This window comes from Streptomyces sp. NPDC056128, assembly GCF_042263835.1.
GTDB lineage: Bacteria > Actinomycetota > Actinomycetes > Streptomycetales > Streptomycetaceae > Streptomyces.
Genome location: NZ_JBHJVQ010000002.1, coordinates 881,053 through 897,273 on the forward strand (window position 1 = coordinate 881,053; position 16,221 = coordinate 897,273).

The following is a 16,221-nucleotide window of genomic DNA, read 5'->3' on the forward strand; positions in this document are numbered from 1 at the left end:
CACCGGAGGCGGTCACCGGAGGCGGTCACCGGGGCGGGGGGAGGGTTACTCCTCCGGCTCCACCAGCAGCCGGGCGTAGTTGGCCATCGAGCGCTGGTAGCGCGGGAGATGGGGCGCCAGGGCGCCGAGCACCAGGGACAGGCCCTCCCGGTCGCGGCCCATGCTCGACAGGCAGAGCGCCAGCGTGGCCCGTACGGCGTCGTCCAACTCGTCCGACGGCGCGACCAGTTCCGGCGAGAGCAGCTTCACGCCCTCCTCCGGGTGCCCGGTGTTGCGCAGGGAACTGGAGAGCTGGATCTTCGCCCGGCGCCCCTTGTAGGCGCTCGCGTCGCTCAGCCCGCGCTCCAGGGCCTCCCGGTACAGGGGCACGGCACGGTCGGAGTGGCCGGTGGAGTCCCAGGCGCAGGCCCTCTCGAACAGGCCGAGCGGACTGTCCGCCGGCAGCTCGTCGGCGAGGGCGTCGATCACCGCCCGGAACTCGGCGGCGTCGTCTTCGGCGTATGCGTCGAACGCCGTCCATGCGGCATTCACGCGGTCTTCCCAGTCCTGGTCCACGGCGCCACTTTCGCACGGGTGCCACCAGAAGGTCACCCGCATCCGTGAATACTTCGCGCCCCGCGCCCGTACCGATGACCAGAGCCCCTTGCCGGGGCTCCGTGCGGCATGTCGCCGGAACGGACCGGAGGAACACACATGAGGCTGACCCGACCGATGCTCGCGCCGGCCGCCCTGGCGGCGGTACTGGCGCTGACGGGCTGCGGATCCGGCGGTGACGGCGAGGCCGCCGTGCCGGAGACGGCGACCGGCAGCCTGGAACACCTGGCCGCCGAGGCGAAGTGCGCCCCGAACATGCAGACCGACGCCGACACCATCCGTCAGGCCATCTGCGAGAAGGGCGACGAGAAATACGTCCTCGCCACCTTCTCCACCGACCGCGGCCAGCGCGAGTGGCTCAACACGGCCAAGGACTACGGCGGCTATTACCTGGTCGGCCGCAAGTGGGTCGCCGTCGGTGAGGAGAAGACGGTCACGGCGCTGCGCGGCACGCTCGGCGGGACCATGGAGGAGGGGTCCGCGCACATGAATCCCGGTGGCAGTCACAACCGCGGTGGCGGTCACGACAGTGGTGGCCACCACGGCTGACGTCGACGGTCCGGGGAGCAGCAGAACGCCGGCGGTGGGGCTTCCCACCGCCGGCGTTCTGCCGCAGGAGTTCTACTGGCAGTCCTGGCCGTTGTTGATGCAGTCGACCATCTCGTTCATCAGGTCCTCCTCGAAGAAGTTGATGAAGTCGTTGTGGTCGGTGATCGGCTTGTGCAACTGCTCCGGGAAGGAGTCGACCGCGAACGCGTTCGCGAGCTGTCCGTTCTCGATCTGCGGGGCCTGGATGTCGTAGACCAGCCGGACCTGGAGCTGGGGGATCGCCTGGAAACCGTTGCCGCAGCTGCCGTCCTCCTGCACGAAGGCCACGTGCGTGCGGTGGTTGGCGCTGTCGATGTTCTGGCCGTCCCAGCAGCTCTGGAAGTTGGACAGCCGCACCACGGAGCTGCCGTCGGGGCAGATCGGGTACTTGTCCGTCACCACCCGGTCCTCGAAGCCCGTGCAGGTCCAGCCGGTGTTGGCATTCGCGAGACCGTTGGTGAAGGACTTGGCGTCACCGGTGATGATGCGCAGGGCCGTCGGCATCGCGACGACATCGCTCGTCCGGTTGCCGACGAACTTCAGCTCCGCGGCGCTGGGCTCGACGATCTGGCCGGCGTTGCCGTCCTGACCGCCACCGGGCTCGTTCTGGTCGATGTCCTGCGTACCGTCCTGGATACGGATCACCGGCCAGAAGTAGGTCGACCTGTCGCCCTGGTTCTGGCAGGTGGTGTCGCCGTTGGCCAGGTCCTCGTCGCTCGCGAAAGCGTTGTTGGCCTGGTTGCCCACGTAGTCGTGCTGGTGCTGCGCACCGTTGCTGACGCCGGGGGCGGCGATCACGTTGTCCGAGTTGCGGTTCTCGTTCTCGTTGGTGCCGCAGTTCGTGGTGAAGCTGCCCGTCGAACCGCCGTCACCGTTCGCCGCCAGGCCGTTCGGCAGGTTGCGGGAGTTCGGCTGGACGTCCTCGATGTTGATGAAGTCGTCGGCCACCGGACCGTTGCCGGCCTGACCACCGTTGCCCTGGTCCTGACCGCCGTCCTGACCCTGGTCCTGGCCGTCGCCCTGGTCCTGACCGCCGTTCTGGCCGTCTTGGTTGTCGTTGCCGTTCTGATCCTGGTTCTGGCCGCCGCCGTCCTGCGGCTGGTCCGCGGACTGTCCCTGGCACTGGGCCAGCTCGTCCAGACTGCCGTCGGCCTGGCCGCCGGCCCGGTTGATCTCCAGTTGGATCCGGTCGATGATCGCCTTCCGCCGGTCCTTGAGCGGGGTGAGAATGTCGTTCTGGACGTACTGCGAGTCACCCGCCTGCGCACGCCGCGTGGAGGCGAGGCGCTTGTAGGCTTCGGTGATCTGACGGTCCATCGTGGCCAGTTCGCCGTCGACCTCCCCGCGCGCCCTGTCCGGCACGTCGTTGAGCTCCTGTCCGACATCGGGACAGTCGATCGTCGCGACCTGCGCGGCAGCGGACCGCGTCCGGTTGTCGGCCGGATTCTCTTCGTGCGCCGAGGCATAGAAGTTGGCCCAGACCAGCCCGCCCCCGCCGACCGCCAGGGCCGCCGCCCCGGCTACGACCTTGGTGGCCAGCGGCGAACGGCGTTTTCTTGTGTTGCGTCCCATGGAACTCCTCTGACTTCCTTGCGGGGCATCGAGGGCGCCCGACAGGAGTGAAGCGGCTCCCATGGATACGGAAGCCGCCGCAGGGGTGTTCACCCGTCACGGAGATTGCTGGGGCCCGTGGGACGCGTGAGAGGGGCGAAAGGGTCAGCGTCCGCGGTCCAGATAGGCGAGAACCGCCAGGACACGGCGGTTGTCGTCGTCCGAAACCTCGAGGCTCAACTTGGCGAAGATGTTCGCCGTGTGTTTCGCGATCGCCCGCTCCGTCACGACGAGCCGGCCGGCGATCGCCGCGTTGGTCCGGCCCTGCGCCATCAGCTCCAGCACCTCCAGCTCCCGGGGCGTCAGCCGCTCCAGCGGCCGGTCCTCCGCCGCACGCCGGCTGAGCAGCTGCTGGATGACCTGCGGGTCCATCGCCGTACCGCCCGCCGCCACCCGCCGCACGGCGTCCACGAACTGCTCGGCGTCGAACACCCGGTCCTTGAGCAGGTACCCCACCCCGCCGTTGCCGTCGGCCAGCAACTCGCGTGCGTACAACTGCTCCACGTGCTGGGACAGCACCAGGACCGGCAACCCCGGGCGGTCGCGGCGGGCCTGGAGGGCGCACTGGAGCCCCTCGTCGGTGAGCGTGGGCGGCAGCCGTACGTCGACCACGGCGACGTCGGGTTCCAGTTCGGCCAGGGCCCGGGACAGCTCGGGGCCGGTCTCGACGGCCGCGGCGATCTCGAAGTCGTGGGCTTCCAGGAGCCGGACCAGCCCGTCGCGCAGCAGGAAGAGGTCTTCGGCCAGGACTACGCGCAAGGGATCTCCATGGTGACCATGGTGGGGCCGCCCGCGGGCGAGCTGACGGCCAGGACGCCGTCGAATGTACCCAGCCGCCGCTCCACCCCGGCCAGCCCGGACCCCGCTCCGATCACCGCACCGCCCTTGCCGTTGTCGGTGACGGTGACGCGGAGCCGTCCCTCGGTGTGGTGCAGGTCGATCCAGAGCCGGTCGGCGCCGGAGTGCTTCACGGCGTTGGTGAGGACCTCGCTGACCGCGAAGTAGGCGGCGGCCTCCACCGGCGCCTCGGCGCGGCGGGGCAGGTCCACATTCACCTCGGACGCGACGGGCAGCCGCAGCGCCAGGGCCCGCACGGCGTCGCCGAGACCCCGTTCGGCGAGCACCGGCGGGTGGATGCCCCGCACGAGTTCGCGCAGCTCGGTCAGGGCCTCGGCGGAGGACTCGCGGGCCTGCGCGAGCAGTTGCCGGGCCTTGGCCGGGTCCTTCTCCAGCAGCGTCTCGATGGTGCCGAGGTCCATGCCCATGGCGACCAGCCGGGCCTGCGCCCCGTCGTGCAGGTCCCGCTCGATGCGGCGCAGTTCGGCGGCGGAGGTATCGACGGCGTCGCGCCGGGTCTCGGTCAGCACCCGCACCCGTTCCGCGAGTTCGCCCTGACCGGAGCCGAGTATCGCGCCGGTGAGCCGGAAGTGGACGTGCAGCAGGCGCGGGGTGAGCCAGAAGGCGGCGGCCAGGAGCACCGCCCCGAGGCCCGCCGCGTAGAGGGCGGAGGTCTGGTCGGTGACCCGGACGAACCCGTACCAGTACCCCTCGGGCAGCACCCGCCACAGGCCGGCGGCGATCGCGAAGCCCTCCAGCGGGTAGACCGCCACGACGAAGGCCAGCAGCGCGGTGACGAAGCCCGCCGTCATGTCGACCGGCAGCCACCGGAAGTCCCGCCAGGTCGCCGGGTCACGGAGCATCCCGAAGGTGCGCGCCCACGGGTTGGCGTCCGCGGGCAGCGGCCGGTACGCCCGCGGGATCCGCACCCCGCCCCACCGGGCGGCGAGCAGCCGCCGCCAGTCCGCGAACGCCCGTACCCCGGTCAGCACCCACGGCGTGGTGACGATGCCGACGCCGATCGGGACGAGGGCGATGGACACCAGCGTCAGGCAGAAGCACAGCACCGCCCCGGGCAGGGCGACCAGGGCCACCGCCAGTCCCCGCACGGCCGACAGCGCCACACCCCGGGTGCGTTCCGAACGGTTTCCGCTCTTCGTCTCGATGCTCATGCCGTCAGTCTTCCTGAGGCGGCGGCGCCGGTCACGGGGCCGGGCACCCCGGTCAGGGGGTGGTGCCAGGTACACCCCCGCCGGGCCCGTCCGCCGCGGCGAGGATCTTCGCCTCCGTCTCCGGGTCCAGGCCGACCGGCGGGCGGTCGGGGCGGTGGGGTGCCGTGCCGCCGATGTCGCGCAGCCGGGTCCAGGTGTCGGCGACGGTGTCCTCGGCGGGCCGGCAGCGCAGGCCCGTCGCCAGCGCCCGGGAGACGTCCGCGCTCTGCACCGCGTCGTGCAGTTCGCTGCCCGGCGGTGTCCACACCGGCAGCTGGCTCCAGGGCTCGACACCGGCGGCGAGCAGGGTGCCGGGGTCGGTCCAGCGCAGCTCCGCCGGTCCGCCCGTGGTCCGCACGCAGGCTTCGAGCAGGGCGCCCATGGTGGTGTGCCCCGGCGGGGAGACCAGGTTGTAGGGGCCGCTCAGCTCCCGCTCGACCGCGCCGAGCACCCAGTCGGCGAGGTCACGGACGTCGACGTACTGGAGGGGCAGGTCGTGCGGGCCGGGCGCGAGGACCGGGCCGCCGCGCGCGACGCGGTTCAGCCACCAGGGGAGGCGGCCGATGTTCTCGTACGGGCCGAGGATCAGCCCGGCCCTGACGAGCACCGAGCGGTCCGCGCCGAAGGCGTCCAGCACGGCCAGTTCGGCGCCGCGCTTGTCCCGGGCGTAGTCGAGCTGCCCGGCGTCCGCCGAGGCGCCCTCGACCAGCGGCGCCTCCTCGGTGTATCCGGCGGGCGGGGCCCAGGCGTACACCGAGCAGCTCGACACGTACACGTACCGGCCGACGCGCTCGCGCAGCAGCCGCGCCGTGTCCCGCACCGCGTGGGGCGCCGCCGACCAGGTGTCGACGACGGCGTCCCAGGAGCCGTCGGACAGGGCGGAGAGCCCGTCGGGCGCGGTGCGGTCACCGTGCAGCGCCCGCACCCCGGGCGGCGGCGCGTGCCGCCCGCGGTGGAAGACCGTCACCTCCCAGCCGCGCCCGAGCGCCTCCTCCACCACGGCCCGCCCCACGAACTCCGTACCGCCCAGCACCAGTAGCCTCATGTGATCACTGTGCCCGGCCCGCCGCCCGGAGGGAACGGCGCTCTGCCGACAGCAGACGCTCAGCGTCCCGTGGGCGGCGTGTACTTGTAGCCGACGCGCCGCACGGTCTGGATCGTCTGCCGGTGCGCCGCGCCGAGCTTGCGCCGCAGCCGGGCCACGTGCACGTCGACGGTCCGGCCGTCGCCCACGTGTCCGTAGCCCCAGACCGTGGTGACCAGCTGGTCGCGGGTGTGCACCCGGTGCGGATGCGTCACGAGGTGGGCGAGCAGCTCGAACTCCAGGTACGTCAGGTCGAGTTCCTGCCCGTCCACGGCCGCGGTGCGCCGCGCGGCGTCGATCCGGACGAGTGCGTCGCCGTCCTCCGCGTCCGGCCGGGACGGCACAGCCGTCGGTCCGGCCTCGCGCGGGAACGGCGGCTGCTGGTCGGCCGGGACGAGCACCAGGTAGCCGACCATCGGCGGGCGCCCCGGCAGCGACGGCAGGGCGTGCGGGGGTGCGGGCAGCCAGGTGGCGCCCGGCGGCAGCAGGTCCGCGACGTCCACCACCTCGTCGCGGTCGACGGCGCGCAGCCGGTGCCGGGGACCGCCGGAGCCGGGCAGGCCGACGGCGGGGGTGGGAGAGTCGACGGGGACGGTGGACAGGGAACGGGTGGTCGCCATGAGACGTCAGCTCTTTCGCGCGAGAAGTTCGTCGGGAGGGGCGACGGGCGCGAGTTCATGGTCGGGCGCGTCGCGGGACGTACGTCGTGCGCGCCGGCCGAAGGCCTGGGGTGTACGGCTTTCTAGCGGGCCGGCGCGATCGTCGCGCGGCAACACACCCGGTCGAAGTCGTCGTGCTGACGGGAAGGCCAGAAGGGCTCGAGGTCATGGCGACCCGTCGCTGCGTACTTCCGGAAGCTGGCCATGGGGCCATTGAAGCAGACGGCGGCGTCGGACAGGAGACTCCTCTCACTGCGTGGACGCGGACTGGCGTGAAGTATTCCCTGGCCGGATCATCCCTCCAGCCGTCTGCGCCAGTTCAGCGGGGTGACGGTGATCGCCCGGCCCGGATCGCCGTCCCACTCCGTGGACAGCCCGGACCCGGCGAACGCGGCCACGACCTCGCGCCCGACGGCCGCGGTCGTCTCCTCGGAGCCGTCGAAACCGCCGTAGTGCAGCGTGAGTCCGTACCCCTCGGCGGCGGCCTCCGTGCTCTGCTGGTGGAAGAAGACGAAGCCCCGCGCCCCCGGGCGCTCCGCGCCTATCTCCGTGGTGCCGCAGCCGCGGCAGCAGGTGAAGTTCTCCCGGGCCGTGAGTCCGGCCGCGTCCAGCGCCTCGAAGACCCGGGTGAGCCGGTCGGGGTCGGTGGTCGCGTCGCCCCAGGACTCCTGCTCCGCCAGCCGCTCCAGCCACAGCCGGTCCACCAACCGGCAGGCCTGGGCTCTCGATACCGGCCGTTCGCCGTGTTCACCGCCCACGAGGTGGTCCTCGGCGATCTCGGCCAGCACCTTCCGGTCGTCGTAGCCGCAGCGCAGCCGTTCGCGCACCTGCCGCTCGACCTGCTCGCGGACCTCGTCCGGCAGTTCGGGGACGTCCTCCGGCGGTCCGAGGTCGATCGGCTCCCAGCCGACGCCCGCGTCCCAGCCGGTCTCCCGGCGTGCCCAGCCGGTCAGCAGGTCCGCCACGCGGCCGGGGTCCGCGAGATCCGTCCCGAAGAACGCGTCCTCGGCGGCCCGGTGCTCCAGCCGGTAGTCCCCGCCCTCCTCGTGCCACACCTGCGCGAACACGTCGGGGATGTCGGGTATCCGCTGGACCACCAGGAACCGGTCGCCGGTGGCGCCGATCCGCGTCACCAGCTCGCGCAGCTCCGCCGCCCGGATCCGGGTGTGCGTCCGCCCGTTCTCCGTCTCGACCTTGATGGTGAGGCCCCCGTCGATCTCCATGTCCCCACCATGGCACGCGCCACTGACAACGCGAAGGGGCGTCCACCGTCGCGGTGGACGCCCCTCGGGAGCGGGTGGGACCGGATCAGACCTGGCCGGCCTTCTCCAGCGCCGAGCAGCAGGTGTCGACGAGCAGGCGGGTCACCACGTACGGGTCGACGTTGGCGTTGGGGCGGCGGTCCTCGATGTAGCCCTTGCCGTCCTTCTCGACCTGCCACGGGATGCGCACCGAGGCACCGCGGTCGGAGACGCCGTAGGAGTACTCGTTCCACGGGGCGGTCTCGTGCAGGCCGGTCAGGCGGTCGTCGATGCCGGCGCCGTAGTTCTTGACGTGGTCGAGCGGCTTGGAGCCCTCGCCGAGCGACTCGGCGGCCGTGATGATCGCGTCGTAGCCTTCGCGCATCGCCTTGGTGGAGAAGTTGGTGTGCGCGCCCGCGCCGTTCCAGTCGCCCTTGACCGGCTTGGGGTCGAGGGTGGCGGAGACCTCGAAGTCCTCGGCGGTGCGGTAGAGCAGCCAGCGGGCCACCCACAGCTGGTCGGAGACCTCCAGCGGCGCCAGCGGGCCGACCTGGAACTCCCACTGGCCGGGCATGACCTCGGCGTTGATGCCGGAGATGCCGAGACCGGCCTTCAGGCAGTTGTCCAGGTGCGCCTCGACGACGTCACGGCCGAAGATCTCGTCCGAGCCGACACCGCAGTAGTAGCCGCCCTGCGCGGCCGGGAAGCCGCCCTCGGGGAAGCCGAGCGGGCGGGCGCCCTTGAAGAAGGTGTACTCCTGCTCGATGCCGAAGATCGGCTCCTGGGCCGCGAACCGCTCGGACAGCTCGGCCAGCGCGGCACGCGTGTTGGACGGGTGCGGCGTCATGTCCGTGTCCAGGACCTCGCAGAGCACCAGGACGTCGTCGCCGCCGCGGATCGGGTCGGGGCAGGAGAAGACCGGCTTGAGCACGCAGTCCGAGGAGCTGCCCTCGGCCTGGTTGGTGGAGGAGCCGTCGAAGCCCCAGATCGGCAGGGCGTCGAGACCGGCGGGGGCACCCGTGATGATCTTCGTCTTGGAACGGAGTTTGGCCGTCGGCTCGGTGCCGTCGATCCAGATGTACTCAGCCTTGAAGGTCACGGGGCCACATCCTTCGGGGTGGGTCTGGGCGCACTCGCGGGTGCTGCGGCGCTGCGGCACTGGGGCGCCGCGTCTACTGCGCAGCAGCGTGTCAACAGGCGATTTCCCGACCGTTGCCCATGTGTGAACCCCGTGTTACCTGGGGTGGGTGTGGCCCGTCTCTCACGGTGCGCGCCCGTCCTCGGCCGCCGCCTCGCGCACGCCGGCCAGGAAGGACCGGATCGCCGCCGTCTCCCGTTCGTCGTACCCGCGCAGCAGTTCCACCGCGCGCCCGATCAGCGGGCCGAAGTGGGCCCGGCCGAGGGCGACGGCCCGCTCGTCGACCTCGACGGTGACCCGGCGCCGGTCGCGTCCGTCGCGCACCCGCCGCACGTGGCCGGCCTTCTCCAGCCGGTCCACCAGCGCCGTCGTCCCCGCCGAGTTCAGCCCGAGTGCGGCGCCGAGGCGTCCGGCGGTCATCTCCTCGCCCGCCCGCGAGGCGTCCATCAGCGCGATCAGGGCGCGGACGTCGGTGGGGTGCATGTCGTTGCGCTGCGCGAACCGCGTGCTGTGCGCGCCCAGTTCGACCGCGACCGCGCGCAGCAGATGGACGATCTCCATCTCCGGTCCCTCATCGGGCATCGGTCTTCCTCTCCGGCCCCGGCTCCCCGGCGCTCCGGGTTATTGTCTCGTCCAGCATGTATCTCGCTCAGCGAGATACTATCGGAAACCTCGGAGAGTCTCGGAAGAGTCAGGGGGCACCGCTCATGAGCGCGCGCGGTTCGTACGACGCCGGCCGTTTCCACGACGCCTACGACAAGGTCATGGCCAAGTGGCCGCCCGGCCGCGAGTCGGTGACCGTACCCACGCCCTTCGGCGAGACGTACGTCCATGTGACCGGCCCGGCCGACGGCCCGCCGCTCGTCCTCCTGCCGGGCGGCGGCGAGGCGACCTCCGCCTCCTGGTACGCCCAGGCCGCGGAGCTGTCCCGCACCCACCGGGTCCACGCCGTCGACCTGATCGGCGCCCCCGGCCGCAGCACACCGGCCGGCGACCGCCACCCCCGCACGGTCGCCGACCTGACCGGCTGGCTGGACGCGCTCCTCGACGGCCTCGGCATCCAGGCGGCCGCCCTCGGCGGGCACTCCTACGGCGCCTGGATCGCCCTGTCTTACGCCCTGCACGCACCCGACCGGGTGCGCCGCCTGTTCCTCCTGGACCCGACCCAGTGCTTCGCCGGGTTCAAGGCGGCCTACCTGCTGCGCGCGGCGCCGGTGCTGCTGCGGCCGACTCCGCGCCGGACGCGTGCCTTCCTGGAGTGGGAGACCGGTGCGACCCCGCTCGACCCCGACTGGCTCGCCCTCCAGGAGGCGGCCGTCGGCTTCCCCGCCCGCCGTCCGGTGACCGGGCCGCGTCCGGCGCCCGACGCGCTGCGCGGACTGGACGTGCCGGTCCTGCTGCTCCTGGCCGGGAACAGCAGGACCCATGACCCCGCCGAGGTGGCGGCCCGGGCGCGGGAGCTGCTGCCTCGCGTGCAGGTGGCCGTCCTGCCGGACGTGTCCCATCACGCGCTGCCGCAGGCCGCGCCGCCCGGACTGGGCCCCCGCCTCAGCGAGTTTCTCGCCGGGCCGGGTGACTGAGCCTCACCCGACCTTCTCGATCAGCGCCCGCCGGATCAGGAACTTGCCCTCCTCCCGGACCTGTTCGAACGCGGCGTTGTTCAGCAGCGCGCAGCTGCCGGAGACCGAGTTCACCTCCACCGTCGTGGACTTGCCGTTGTCGAGGTTGGTCACCTTGAGCTGGGTGCCCACGGGGAACTGGTTGCTGGAGGCGGCGGGCGCACCGCCCTCACCGGACAGGGTGACGGTGGAGCCGTTGCACACCTGCTCACCCGCCTGCGCGCCACCGCCCGCCTGCTCCCCGGCCTGCTCCTCCCCGGCCTGCTGGCCGGCGTCCTGCCCGGCTTCCTCGCCCGCCTCCTGGCCCGCGTCCTGCCCGGCCGGCGGGGGCTGCGTCGCCTGGGAGTCCTGAGCCGACTCCCCGGCGGTGCATCCCGAGGCCTCCTGCTTGCGCTCGATCTCCGCGATGACGGCCTCGCGGTTGGCGATGCGGGCCTCGGACTGCGCGTCGGGATTGGCCCGCTGGCCGTCGATGAACCGCTGGTTGTTGCCGAGCGCCGTGGCCAGACCCTGGCAGACGGTCGAGTCCTGCGCGGCCTTGGTCTGCGCGTTCTGGTCGGTCTGCGCGGCGTTCGACGCGTTCGCCATCATGAAGGCCCCGCCGCCCGCCACGGCCGCGGCACTGACCAGTAGCGCGATCTTCTTCTTCGTGCCGAGAGTTCTCCTGCGCGACATGCGCGCCTCCTGAAGGGATAGGGGAGCGTACGCCGCTATGTACGAGATACCGAACGCGGTTACTCAGCAGTCACGCCGATTCGCGCGCGTAACCTGCGTCACAGGCCGCCCTGTTCGTGCGCCAGCGCCTCGCGCACCGCCTCGTCGGTGCGGCCCACCACGGCCGTTCCGTCGGTCGCCGTGATGATCGGGCGCTGGATCAGCTTGGGGTGCCCGGCGAGCGCGGTGATCCAGCGCTCGCGTGACGCCTCGTCACGGGGCCAGTCCTTCAGCCCCAGTTCCTTGGCGGCGGCCTCCTGAGTGCGGGTGATGTCCCAGGGTTCGAGGCCGAGACGGACGAGCACCTGACGGATCTCGTCCTCGGTCGGTACGTCCTCCAGGTAGCGGCGGACGGTGTAGTCGGCGCCCTCCGCGTCGAGCAGGCTGATCGCGCTGCGGCACTTCGAGCAGGCCGGATTGATCCAGATCTCCATGCCGGACACGGTAGCCCGAGAGGTTCCGAAACCCGTTCTTCCCGTGCGTCACAGCAACCCCGAAAGCCCTTGTGGCCAGGGGCTTTTGTCAGTGGGGGGCGGTAAAATAGAAGCAGTGTTCGAGGGTGTCGCCGGGTGGTCCGGACGGCGCCCTGACCGCGACAGGAGGATGCCCGTGCCCGCTGCCGCACTGAAGTCAAAGCCGTTGCCCACCCAGTCCACCGCCAAGCGGCCCGTCCAGCTCGACCTGCCGTACGCACCCGTGGAGAAGCGTCCGCTGCCGGCCGGCCGCCCCCGCGAGTGGTACGTCACGCACAACCGCCGGCTCAAGGCGATGCGGCTCGCCATCGCCCTGCTCGACTCCGGCGTCTACCTGCCGAACCAGGCGCGCAACGAGAGGATACGGAGCGCTGCGCTGGCGATCGGGGTTCATCCGCCGTCGGACACCACGTGCCACATGGTGCGGGCGTTGATGCGGTACTCGCGGTGAGCCTGGCGCCGGGTGCCGTTCGTTGTGCGGTGCCCGGCGTCGTCGTCGCCGTCTCTGGGGGCTGCCGCCCCCAGACCCCCGCTTCGGCCTGAACGGCCTCGTCCTCAAACGCCGGACGGGCTGAGGGTGCCCGGAACTACGCCGACAGCTCCCGCTCCAGCGGGGTCCTGAAGCGCGGTGTGATCCGGGTCGTGCCCAGCCACGAACCCAGCCGCTCCGCCTCCGCCCCGATCGCGGACTCCGCGTCCCGGCCGACGCCCGCGCCGTCGAGCACCCGCCAGGCGATCTCGCCGTCGGGCCGCTGGGCCCAGCCGCCGATCACGCGGCCGTTCCACCACACCGTCGGCCCCACGTTCCCGCTTCTGTCGAACAGCGCCGGGCGCAGCTCGGGGGCGAGGTACCAGTCCCGCTCCCGCCAGCCCATCGCCGTCGGGTCGAGGCCGGGCAGCAGGGCCGCCCACGGCTCGGCCGGGCCGGCCACCGGACCGGCGTCACCGGCGGCGACGTATCCCGTGCCCTCGTCCAGTGACACCGCCTCCGCGCCGATCGCGGCCAGCGCCCGGCGCACCTCCGTCACCCGCCACCCCGTCCACCACTTGAGGTCGTCCTCGGTCGCCGGCCCGCACGCCGCCAGCCACCGGCGCAACAGCTCCGCCTGCGCCTCGCCCGGGTCCAGCTCGGGATGCTCGGGCGCCGGCGCCCAGCGGAACTGGCTGGAGGTCCACGACCCCAGCGGGCGGCCCCGGACGACCTTGCCCTCCACGCCCAGCACCCTCAGCAAGCGGGTGGAGACCGTGTGCACGCCCTCGTAGCTCTTCCCGGCCGCGTACACGAACTGCTCCTTCAGGCGCGGCTCGTCCCGGGCCAGCTCGGCCGCCGTGGCCTGGCCGCGCCGGGCCAGCGCGGCCAGGGCCGACTCCTCGACCTCCGTCAGCCAGGCCGCGTCCGGCGCCCCGGCCACCGCCATGTCCTTGAGCAGCGCGGCCCGCTCCCGGGCGGCGACGGTGCGGCCGGTCGAGGCGTGCACGACCGCGGTCAGCTCCGCCGGGAACACGAACACGGTGTGCCGCATGCCGTGCATCCGGACCAGCGTCCCGTCCTCGTACAGCGCCCGTTCCGTCGCGGCCACGGTCTTCGCCGCGTCCGTCAGCCGTGCGCCCACGGCCAGGTGCACGGTGGCGGGGTCCGTGCCGTGCAGCGCGACCAGGGCGCCGGCGACCTCTTCCGGGCTCCCCGCGCGCGCCGACGCGGTCAGCCGCTGCCGCAGGGCCAGCCGGTCCCGCCGCTCCGCCGCCCCGATGTGTCGCCGCCCGCCGTCACCCATCCCTGGCCCTCCGCCCGTCCGTGAAGCGTCCTCGTACGGCCATCCTGCCCGGCCCCACTGACAGCGGCCCGGGCGCGAGGCCCGCGGGCCGCTCTAGGGCACCCGGAAGTTGATGTATCCCAGCAGGACGATCACCGCGGCCACGCAGCCGAGCACGATGGCGGTGGACACCCAGGACGACCGGCGCGGTGAGCCCACGTGGTCGGGGTCGCCGCGGAAGGGGACCGGTCCGGGAGGGTTCTCCTTCCAGCGCGCGGCGAGCATCCGGGCTCGCGCGGAGGGCTCCTTGTGCTCGGCGCCGTCCGCCCAGCCGATGTCGAACTCGCGCTCCTCGTCGTCCCGCTCAGCCATCTCCGGCACTCTCCCCGTCCCCCTGACTCAGACACCTGACTCGAACAATCGTTTCACTGGACATGATCCCGGTCCCGGTCCGCGCTGTGAAGGGTTTTCGGCCACGTACGAAGGCGCCCCCGCCCCCCGGAGAACGGGGGACGAGGGCGCCGGACGGCTCGGGCGTCGCGTCGATCACACGTCGAAGTACAGCTCGAACTCGTGCGGGTGCGGACGCAGCTGCAGCGGGGCGATCTCGTTCGCGCGCTTGTAGTCGATCCACGTCTCGATCAGGTCCGGCGTGAAGACGTCGCCCTGGAGGAGGAACTCGTGGTCGGCCTCCAGGCGGTCGAGGACCGCGCCGAGGGAGGTCGGGACCTGGGCCACGTTGGCGTGCTCCTCGGGAGCCAGCTCGTAGAGGTCCTTGTCGATCGGCTCGGCCGGCTCGATCTTGTTCTTGATGCCGTCCAGGCCCGCGAGCAGCAGGGCCGAGAACGCCAGGTACGGGTTGCCGGAGGAGTCTGGGGCGCGGAACTCGACGCGCTTGGCCTTCGGGTTCGAGCCGGTGATCGGGATGCGCATCGCGGCGGAGCGGTTGCGCTGCGAGTACACCAGGTTGATCGGGGCCTCGAAGCCCGGGACCAGGCGGTGGTAGGAGTTCACCGTCGGGTTGGTGAAGGCCAGCAGCGACGGGGCGTGCCGCAGGATGCCGCCGATGTAGTAGCGGGCGGTGTCGGACAGGCCGGCGTAGCCCTGCTCGTCGTAGAAGAGCGGCTCGCCGCCCGACCACAGCGACTGGTGGACGTGCATGCCCGAGCCGTTGTCACCGAAGATCGGCTTCGGCATGAAGGTCGCCGTCTTGCCGTTCTTCCAGGCCACGTTCTTCACGATGTACTTGAAGAGCTGGAGGTCGTCGGCCGCGGCGAGCAGCGTGTTGAACTTGTAGTTGATCTCCGCCTGGCCGGCGGTGCCCACCTCGTGGTGCTGGCGCTCGACCTTCAGGCCGGACCGCTCCAGCTCCAGGGAGATCTCGGCGCGCAGGTCGGCGAAGTGGTCGACCGGCGGGACCGGGAAGTAGCCGCCCTTGTAGCGGACCTTGTACCCGCGGTTGTCCTCCAGGGCACCGGTGTTCCAGGCGCCGGCCTCGGAGTCGATGTGGTAGAAGGACTCGTTCGCGCTGGTGGCGAAGCGGACGGAGTCGAAGACGTAGAACTCCGCCTCCGGGCCGAAGAACGCCGTGTCGGCGATGCCGGTGGAGGCGAGGTAGGCCTCGGCCTTCTTCGCCACGTTCCGCGGGTCGCGGGAGTACTGCTCGCCCGTGATCGGGTCGTGGATGAAGAAGTTGATGTTGAGCGTCTTGTCCCGGCGGAACGGGTCGATGCGCGCGGTGGACAGGTCCGGGCGCAGGGACATGTCCGACTCGTGGATGGCCTGGAAGCCGCGGATCGAGGATCCGTCGAAGGCCTGCTCGTCGTCGGGGTCGAACGCCTCGGCGGGCAACGTGAAGTGCTGCATGACGCCCGGCAGGTCGCAGAACCGGACGTCGACGAACTTGACGTCCTCGTCCGCGATGTACTTCTTGGCGTCGTCGGCGTTCTGGAACATCCAGCTCCTCCTACTCCCGACCGTCCCGCCGGGGTGGTAGATCGTTCGTGCGGCCAGTGCGGGTGGCACACGCTTCCTCGACCCTAGGGACGGGTGATTTCTCTAACGTGACCCGTTTGTTTCGCAGAAGTTAACCGGCTCCGCCTCCAGCCTAGGCCCGATCGAGGCCTGCCACACCCCGCCGTCCCCGGTACGTATACGGGCGCAGTACCGTGTTCGGGTGGACAACAGGCAAGCAATCGGATCGTGGCTTTCCGGGCCGCGCGCGGCCATCGAAGAGTCCGGCGCCGACCTCGGATACCGGGGGGAGCAGCTCGGTCTGCCCGAGGAGGGACCGGGCTCGATCGCCCGCCCGGGCAGGCGCATCGGCGCCCTGGCCGTCGACTGGGCCCTGTGCCTCCTGATCGCATACGGCCTGATCACGGACGGCTACGACCAGGCGACCGGCAACTGGGCCCTGCTGATCTTCTTCGTGCTCAGCGTGCTGACCGTCGGCACGGTCGGCTTCACCCCCGGCAAGCGCCTCCTCGGCCTGCGCGTGGTCGACCTCGCCACCGGCCGCCCCAGCCCGCCGCGCGTCCTGCTGCGCTCGGTCCTGCTGTGCCTCGCCCTCCCGGCGCTGATCTGGGACCGCGACGGCCGGGGCCTGCACGACAGGGTGGCGCGCACGGTGGAAGTCCGGATCTGATCCACGCGACGACGCCGGTACGGCGATGGGGCGCCCGAATCGAATCGGGCGCCC

At 71.8% G+C, this 16,221-nt stretch carries 18 protein-coding genes; 4 read left to right on the plus strand and 14 right to left on the minus strand.

The annotated features are described in order from the left end of the window. Nucleotides 1–45 precede the first annotated feature (45 nt). Nucleotides 46–597, minus strand: a complete 552-nt coding sequence (locus ACFC1X_RS07945) for a tetratricopeptide repeat protein (RefSeq protein ID WP_376349721.1) — start codon at nt 595–597, stop codon at nt 46–48. Between the two features lie 96 nt (nt 598–693). Between ACFC1X_RS07945 and ACFC1X_RS07950 the strand changes: the two genes are divergently transcribed. Continuing rightward, nucleotides 694–1,143 carry a hypothetical protein gene (locus tag ACFC1X_RS07950; protein WP_376349723.1) on the plus strand — a complete coding sequence of 150 codons (450 nt, stop codon included), beginning with the start codon at nt 694–696 and terminating at the stop codon, nt 1,141–1,143. Between the two features lie 72 nt (nt 1,144–1,215). On the opposite strand, the gene ACFC1X_RS07955 is transcribed toward ACFC1X_RS07950, so the two are convergent. The 8 genes from ACFC1X_RS07955 to ACFC1X_RS07990 form a co-directional block, all read right to left on the minus strand. Then, a complete protein-coding gene (locus ACFC1X_RS07955) occupies nt 1,216–2,754 on the minus strand; it encodes a DUF1996 domain-containing protein (RefSeq protein WP_376349724.1) in 1,539 nt (512 codons plus the stop codon). A 144-nt stretch (nt 2,755–2,898) separates the two neighbouring features. Beyond that, nucleotides 2,899–3,552, minus strand: a complete 654-nt coding sequence (locus ACFC1X_RS07960; protein WP_352153013.1) for a response regulator transcription factor — start codon at nt 3,550–3,552, stop codon at nt 2,899–2,901. Then, complete coding sequence (locus tag ACFC1X_RS07965) at nt 3,543–4,802, minus strand: sensor histidine kinase (RefSeq protein WP_376349726.1); 1,260 nt, start codon at nt 4,800–4,802, stop codon at nt 3,543–3,545. Before ACFC1X_RS07965 ends, ACFC1X_RS07960 begins: the two co-directional genes overlap by 10 nt. A 52-nt stretch (nt 4,803–4,854) precedes the next feature. Next, on the minus strand, nt 4,855–5,886 hold the full coding sequence (locus ACFC1X_RS07970; RefSeq protein WP_376349728.1) for an SDR family oxidoreductase: 1,032 nt from the start codon (nt 5,884–5,886) through the stop codon (nt 4,855–4,857). 59 nt (nt 5,887–5,945) lie between these two features. Further along, nucleotides 5,946–6,545, minus strand: a complete 600-nt coding sequence (locus tag ACFC1X_RS07975) for a winged helix-turn-helix domain-containing protein (protein ID WP_376349729.1) — start codon at nt 6,543–6,545, stop codon at nt 5,946–5,948. Nucleotides 6,546–6,877: 332 nt separating this feature from the next. Continuing rightward, nucleotides 6,878–7,807: a DUF6891 domain-containing protein gene (locus ACFC1X_RS07980; protein ID WP_376349731.1), complete on the minus strand. Its 930-nt coding sequence runs from the start codon at nt 7,805–7,807 to the stop codon at nt 6,878–6,880. 85 nt (nt 7,808–7,892) lie between these two features. Continuing rightward, nucleotides 7,893–8,924: a glutamine synthetase gene (gene glnII, locus ACFC1X_RS07985; RefSeq protein ID WP_376349733.1), complete on the minus strand. Its 1,032-nt coding sequence runs from the start codon at nt 8,922–8,924 to the stop codon at nt 7,893–7,895. 162 nt (nt 8,925–9,086) lie between these two features. Then, nucleotides 9,087–9,545, minus strand: a complete 459-nt coding sequence (locus ACFC1X_RS07990; protein WP_376349735.1) for a MarR family transcriptional regulator — start codon at nt 9,543–9,545, stop codon at nt 9,087–9,089. A gap of 125 nt (nt 9,546–9,670) precedes the next feature. On the opposite strand from ACFC1X_RS07990, the gene ACFC1X_RS07995 reads away from it, so the two are divergent. Beyond that, entirely contained in the window at nt 9,671–10,543 is an 873-nt protein-coding gene (locus ACFC1X_RS07995; protein ID WP_376349736.1) for an alpha/beta fold hydrolase, read from the plus strand. Between the two features lie 3 nt (nt 10,544–10,546). Here the strand turns inward: ACFC1X_RS07995 and ACFC1X_RS08000 are convergent, their stop codons facing one another. Further along, on the minus strand, nt 10,547–11,257 hold the full coding sequence (locus ACFC1X_RS08000) for a hypothetical protein (RefSeq protein ID WP_376349738.1): 711 nt from the start codon (nt 11,255–11,257) through the stop codon (nt 10,547–10,549). Between the two features lie 98 nt (nt 11,258–11,355). Further along, a complete protein-coding gene (locus tag ACFC1X_RS08005) occupies nt 11,356–11,730 on the minus strand; it encodes an arsenate reductase family protein (protein ID WP_376349739.1) in 375 nt (124 codons plus the stop codon). A 175-nt stretch (nt 11,731–11,905) separates the two neighbouring features. On the opposite strand from ACFC1X_RS08005, the gene ACFC1X_RS08010 reads away from it, so the two are divergent. Continuing rightward, nucleotides 11,906–12,220, plus strand: coding sequence for a hypothetical protein (locus ACFC1X_RS08010; protein ID WP_376349741.1), 315 nt, complete (start codon nt 11,906–11,908; stop codon nt 12,218–12,220). Between the two features lie 136 nt (nt 12,221–12,356). Here the strand turns inward: ACFC1X_RS08010 and ACFC1X_RS08015 are convergent, their stop codons facing one another. The 3 genes from ACFC1X_RS08015 to glnA all read right to left on the minus strand — a co-directional run bounded on the left by ACFC1X_RS08015 (nt 12,357) and on the right by glnA (nt 15,479). After that, complete coding sequence (locus tag ACFC1X_RS08015) at nt 12,357–13,544, minus strand: winged helix DNA-binding domain-containing protein (RefSeq protein WP_376349743.1); 1,188 nt, start codon at nt 13,542–13,544, stop codon at nt 12,357–12,359. 93 nt (nt 13,545–13,637) lie between these two features. Then, nucleotides 13,638–13,895, minus strand: coding sequence for a hypothetical protein (locus tag ACFC1X_RS08020; RefSeq protein WP_376349744.1), 258 nt, complete (start codon nt 13,893–13,895; stop codon nt 13,638–13,640). A 174-nt stretch (nt 13,896–14,069) separates the two neighbouring features. Continuing rightward, entirely contained in the window at nt 14,070–15,479 is a 1,410-nt protein-coding gene (gene glnA, locus ACFC1X_RS08025; protein ID WP_114527715.1) for a type I glutamate--ammonia ligase, read from the minus strand. 220 nt (nt 15,480–15,699) lie between these two features. Here glnA and ACFC1X_RS08030 point away from each other — a divergent pair, with 220 nt between their 5' ends. Continuing rightward, on the plus strand, nt 15,700–16,167 hold the full coding sequence (locus ACFC1X_RS08030) for an RDD family protein (RefSeq protein WP_376349746.1): 468 nt from the start codon (nt 15,700–15,702) through the stop codon (nt 16,165–16,167). The last annotated feature ends 54 nt before the right edge of the window (nt 16,168–16,221 follow it).

Coding starts and splice junctions, on each gene's coding strand:
- ACFC1X_RS07980 (WP_376349731.1), bottom strand. CDS start 7,807: ATGGAGATCGACGGGGGCCTCACCATCAAGGTCGAGACGGAGAACGGG.
- ACFC1X_RS08005 (WP_376349739.1), bottom strand. CDS start 11,730: ATGGAGATCTGGATCAATCCGGCCTGCTCGAAGTGCCGCAGCGCGATC.
- ACFC1X_RS07990 (WP_376349735.1), bottom strand. CDS start 9,545: ATGCCCGATGAGGGACCGGAGATGGAGATCGTCCATCTGCTGCGCGCG.
- ACFC1X_RS07945 (WP_376349721.1), bottom strand. CDS start 597: ATGCGGGTGACCTTCTGGTGGCACCCGTGCGAAAGTGGCGCCGTGGAC.
- ACFC1X_RS07950 (WP_376349723.1), top strand. CDS start 694: ATGAGGCTGACCCGACCGATGCTCGCGCCGGCCGCCCTGGCGGCGGTA.
- ACFC1X_RS07995 (WP_376349736.1), top strand. CDS start 9,671: ATGAGCGCGCGCGGTTCGTACGACGCCGGCCGTTTCCACGACGCCTAC.
- ACFC1X_RS07970 (WP_376349728.1), bottom strand. CDS start 5,886: ATGAGGCTACTGGTGCTGGGCGGTACGGAGTTCGTGGGGCGGGCCGTG.
- ACFC1X_RS07965 (WP_376349726.1), bottom strand. CDS start 4,802: ATGAGCATCGAGACGAAGAGCGGAAACCGTTCGGAACGCACCCGGGGT.
- ACFC1X_RS07975 (WP_376349729.1), bottom strand. CDS start 6,545: ATGGCGACCACCCGTTCCCTGTCCACCGTCCCCGTCGACTCTCCCACC.
- ACFC1X_RS08015 (WP_376349743.1), bottom strand. CDS start 13,544: ATGGGTGACGGCGGGCGGCGACACATCGGGGCGGCGGAGCGGCGGGAC.
- glnA (WP_114527715.1), bottom strand. CDS start 15,479: ATGTTCCAGAACGCCGACGACGCCAAGAAGTACATCGCGGACGAGGAC.
- ACFC1X_RS07955 (WP_376349724.1), bottom strand. CDS start 2,754: ATGGGACGCAACACAAGAAAACGCCGTTCGCCGCTGGCCACCAAGGTC.
- ACFC1X_RS08000 (WP_376349738.1), bottom strand. CDS start 11,257: ATGTCGCGCAGGAGAACTCTCGGCACGAAGAAGAAGATCGCGCTACTG.
- ACFC1X_RS08020 (WP_376349744.1), bottom strand. CDS start 13,895: ATGGCTGAGCGGGACGACGAGGAGCGCGAGTTCGACATCGGCTGGGCG.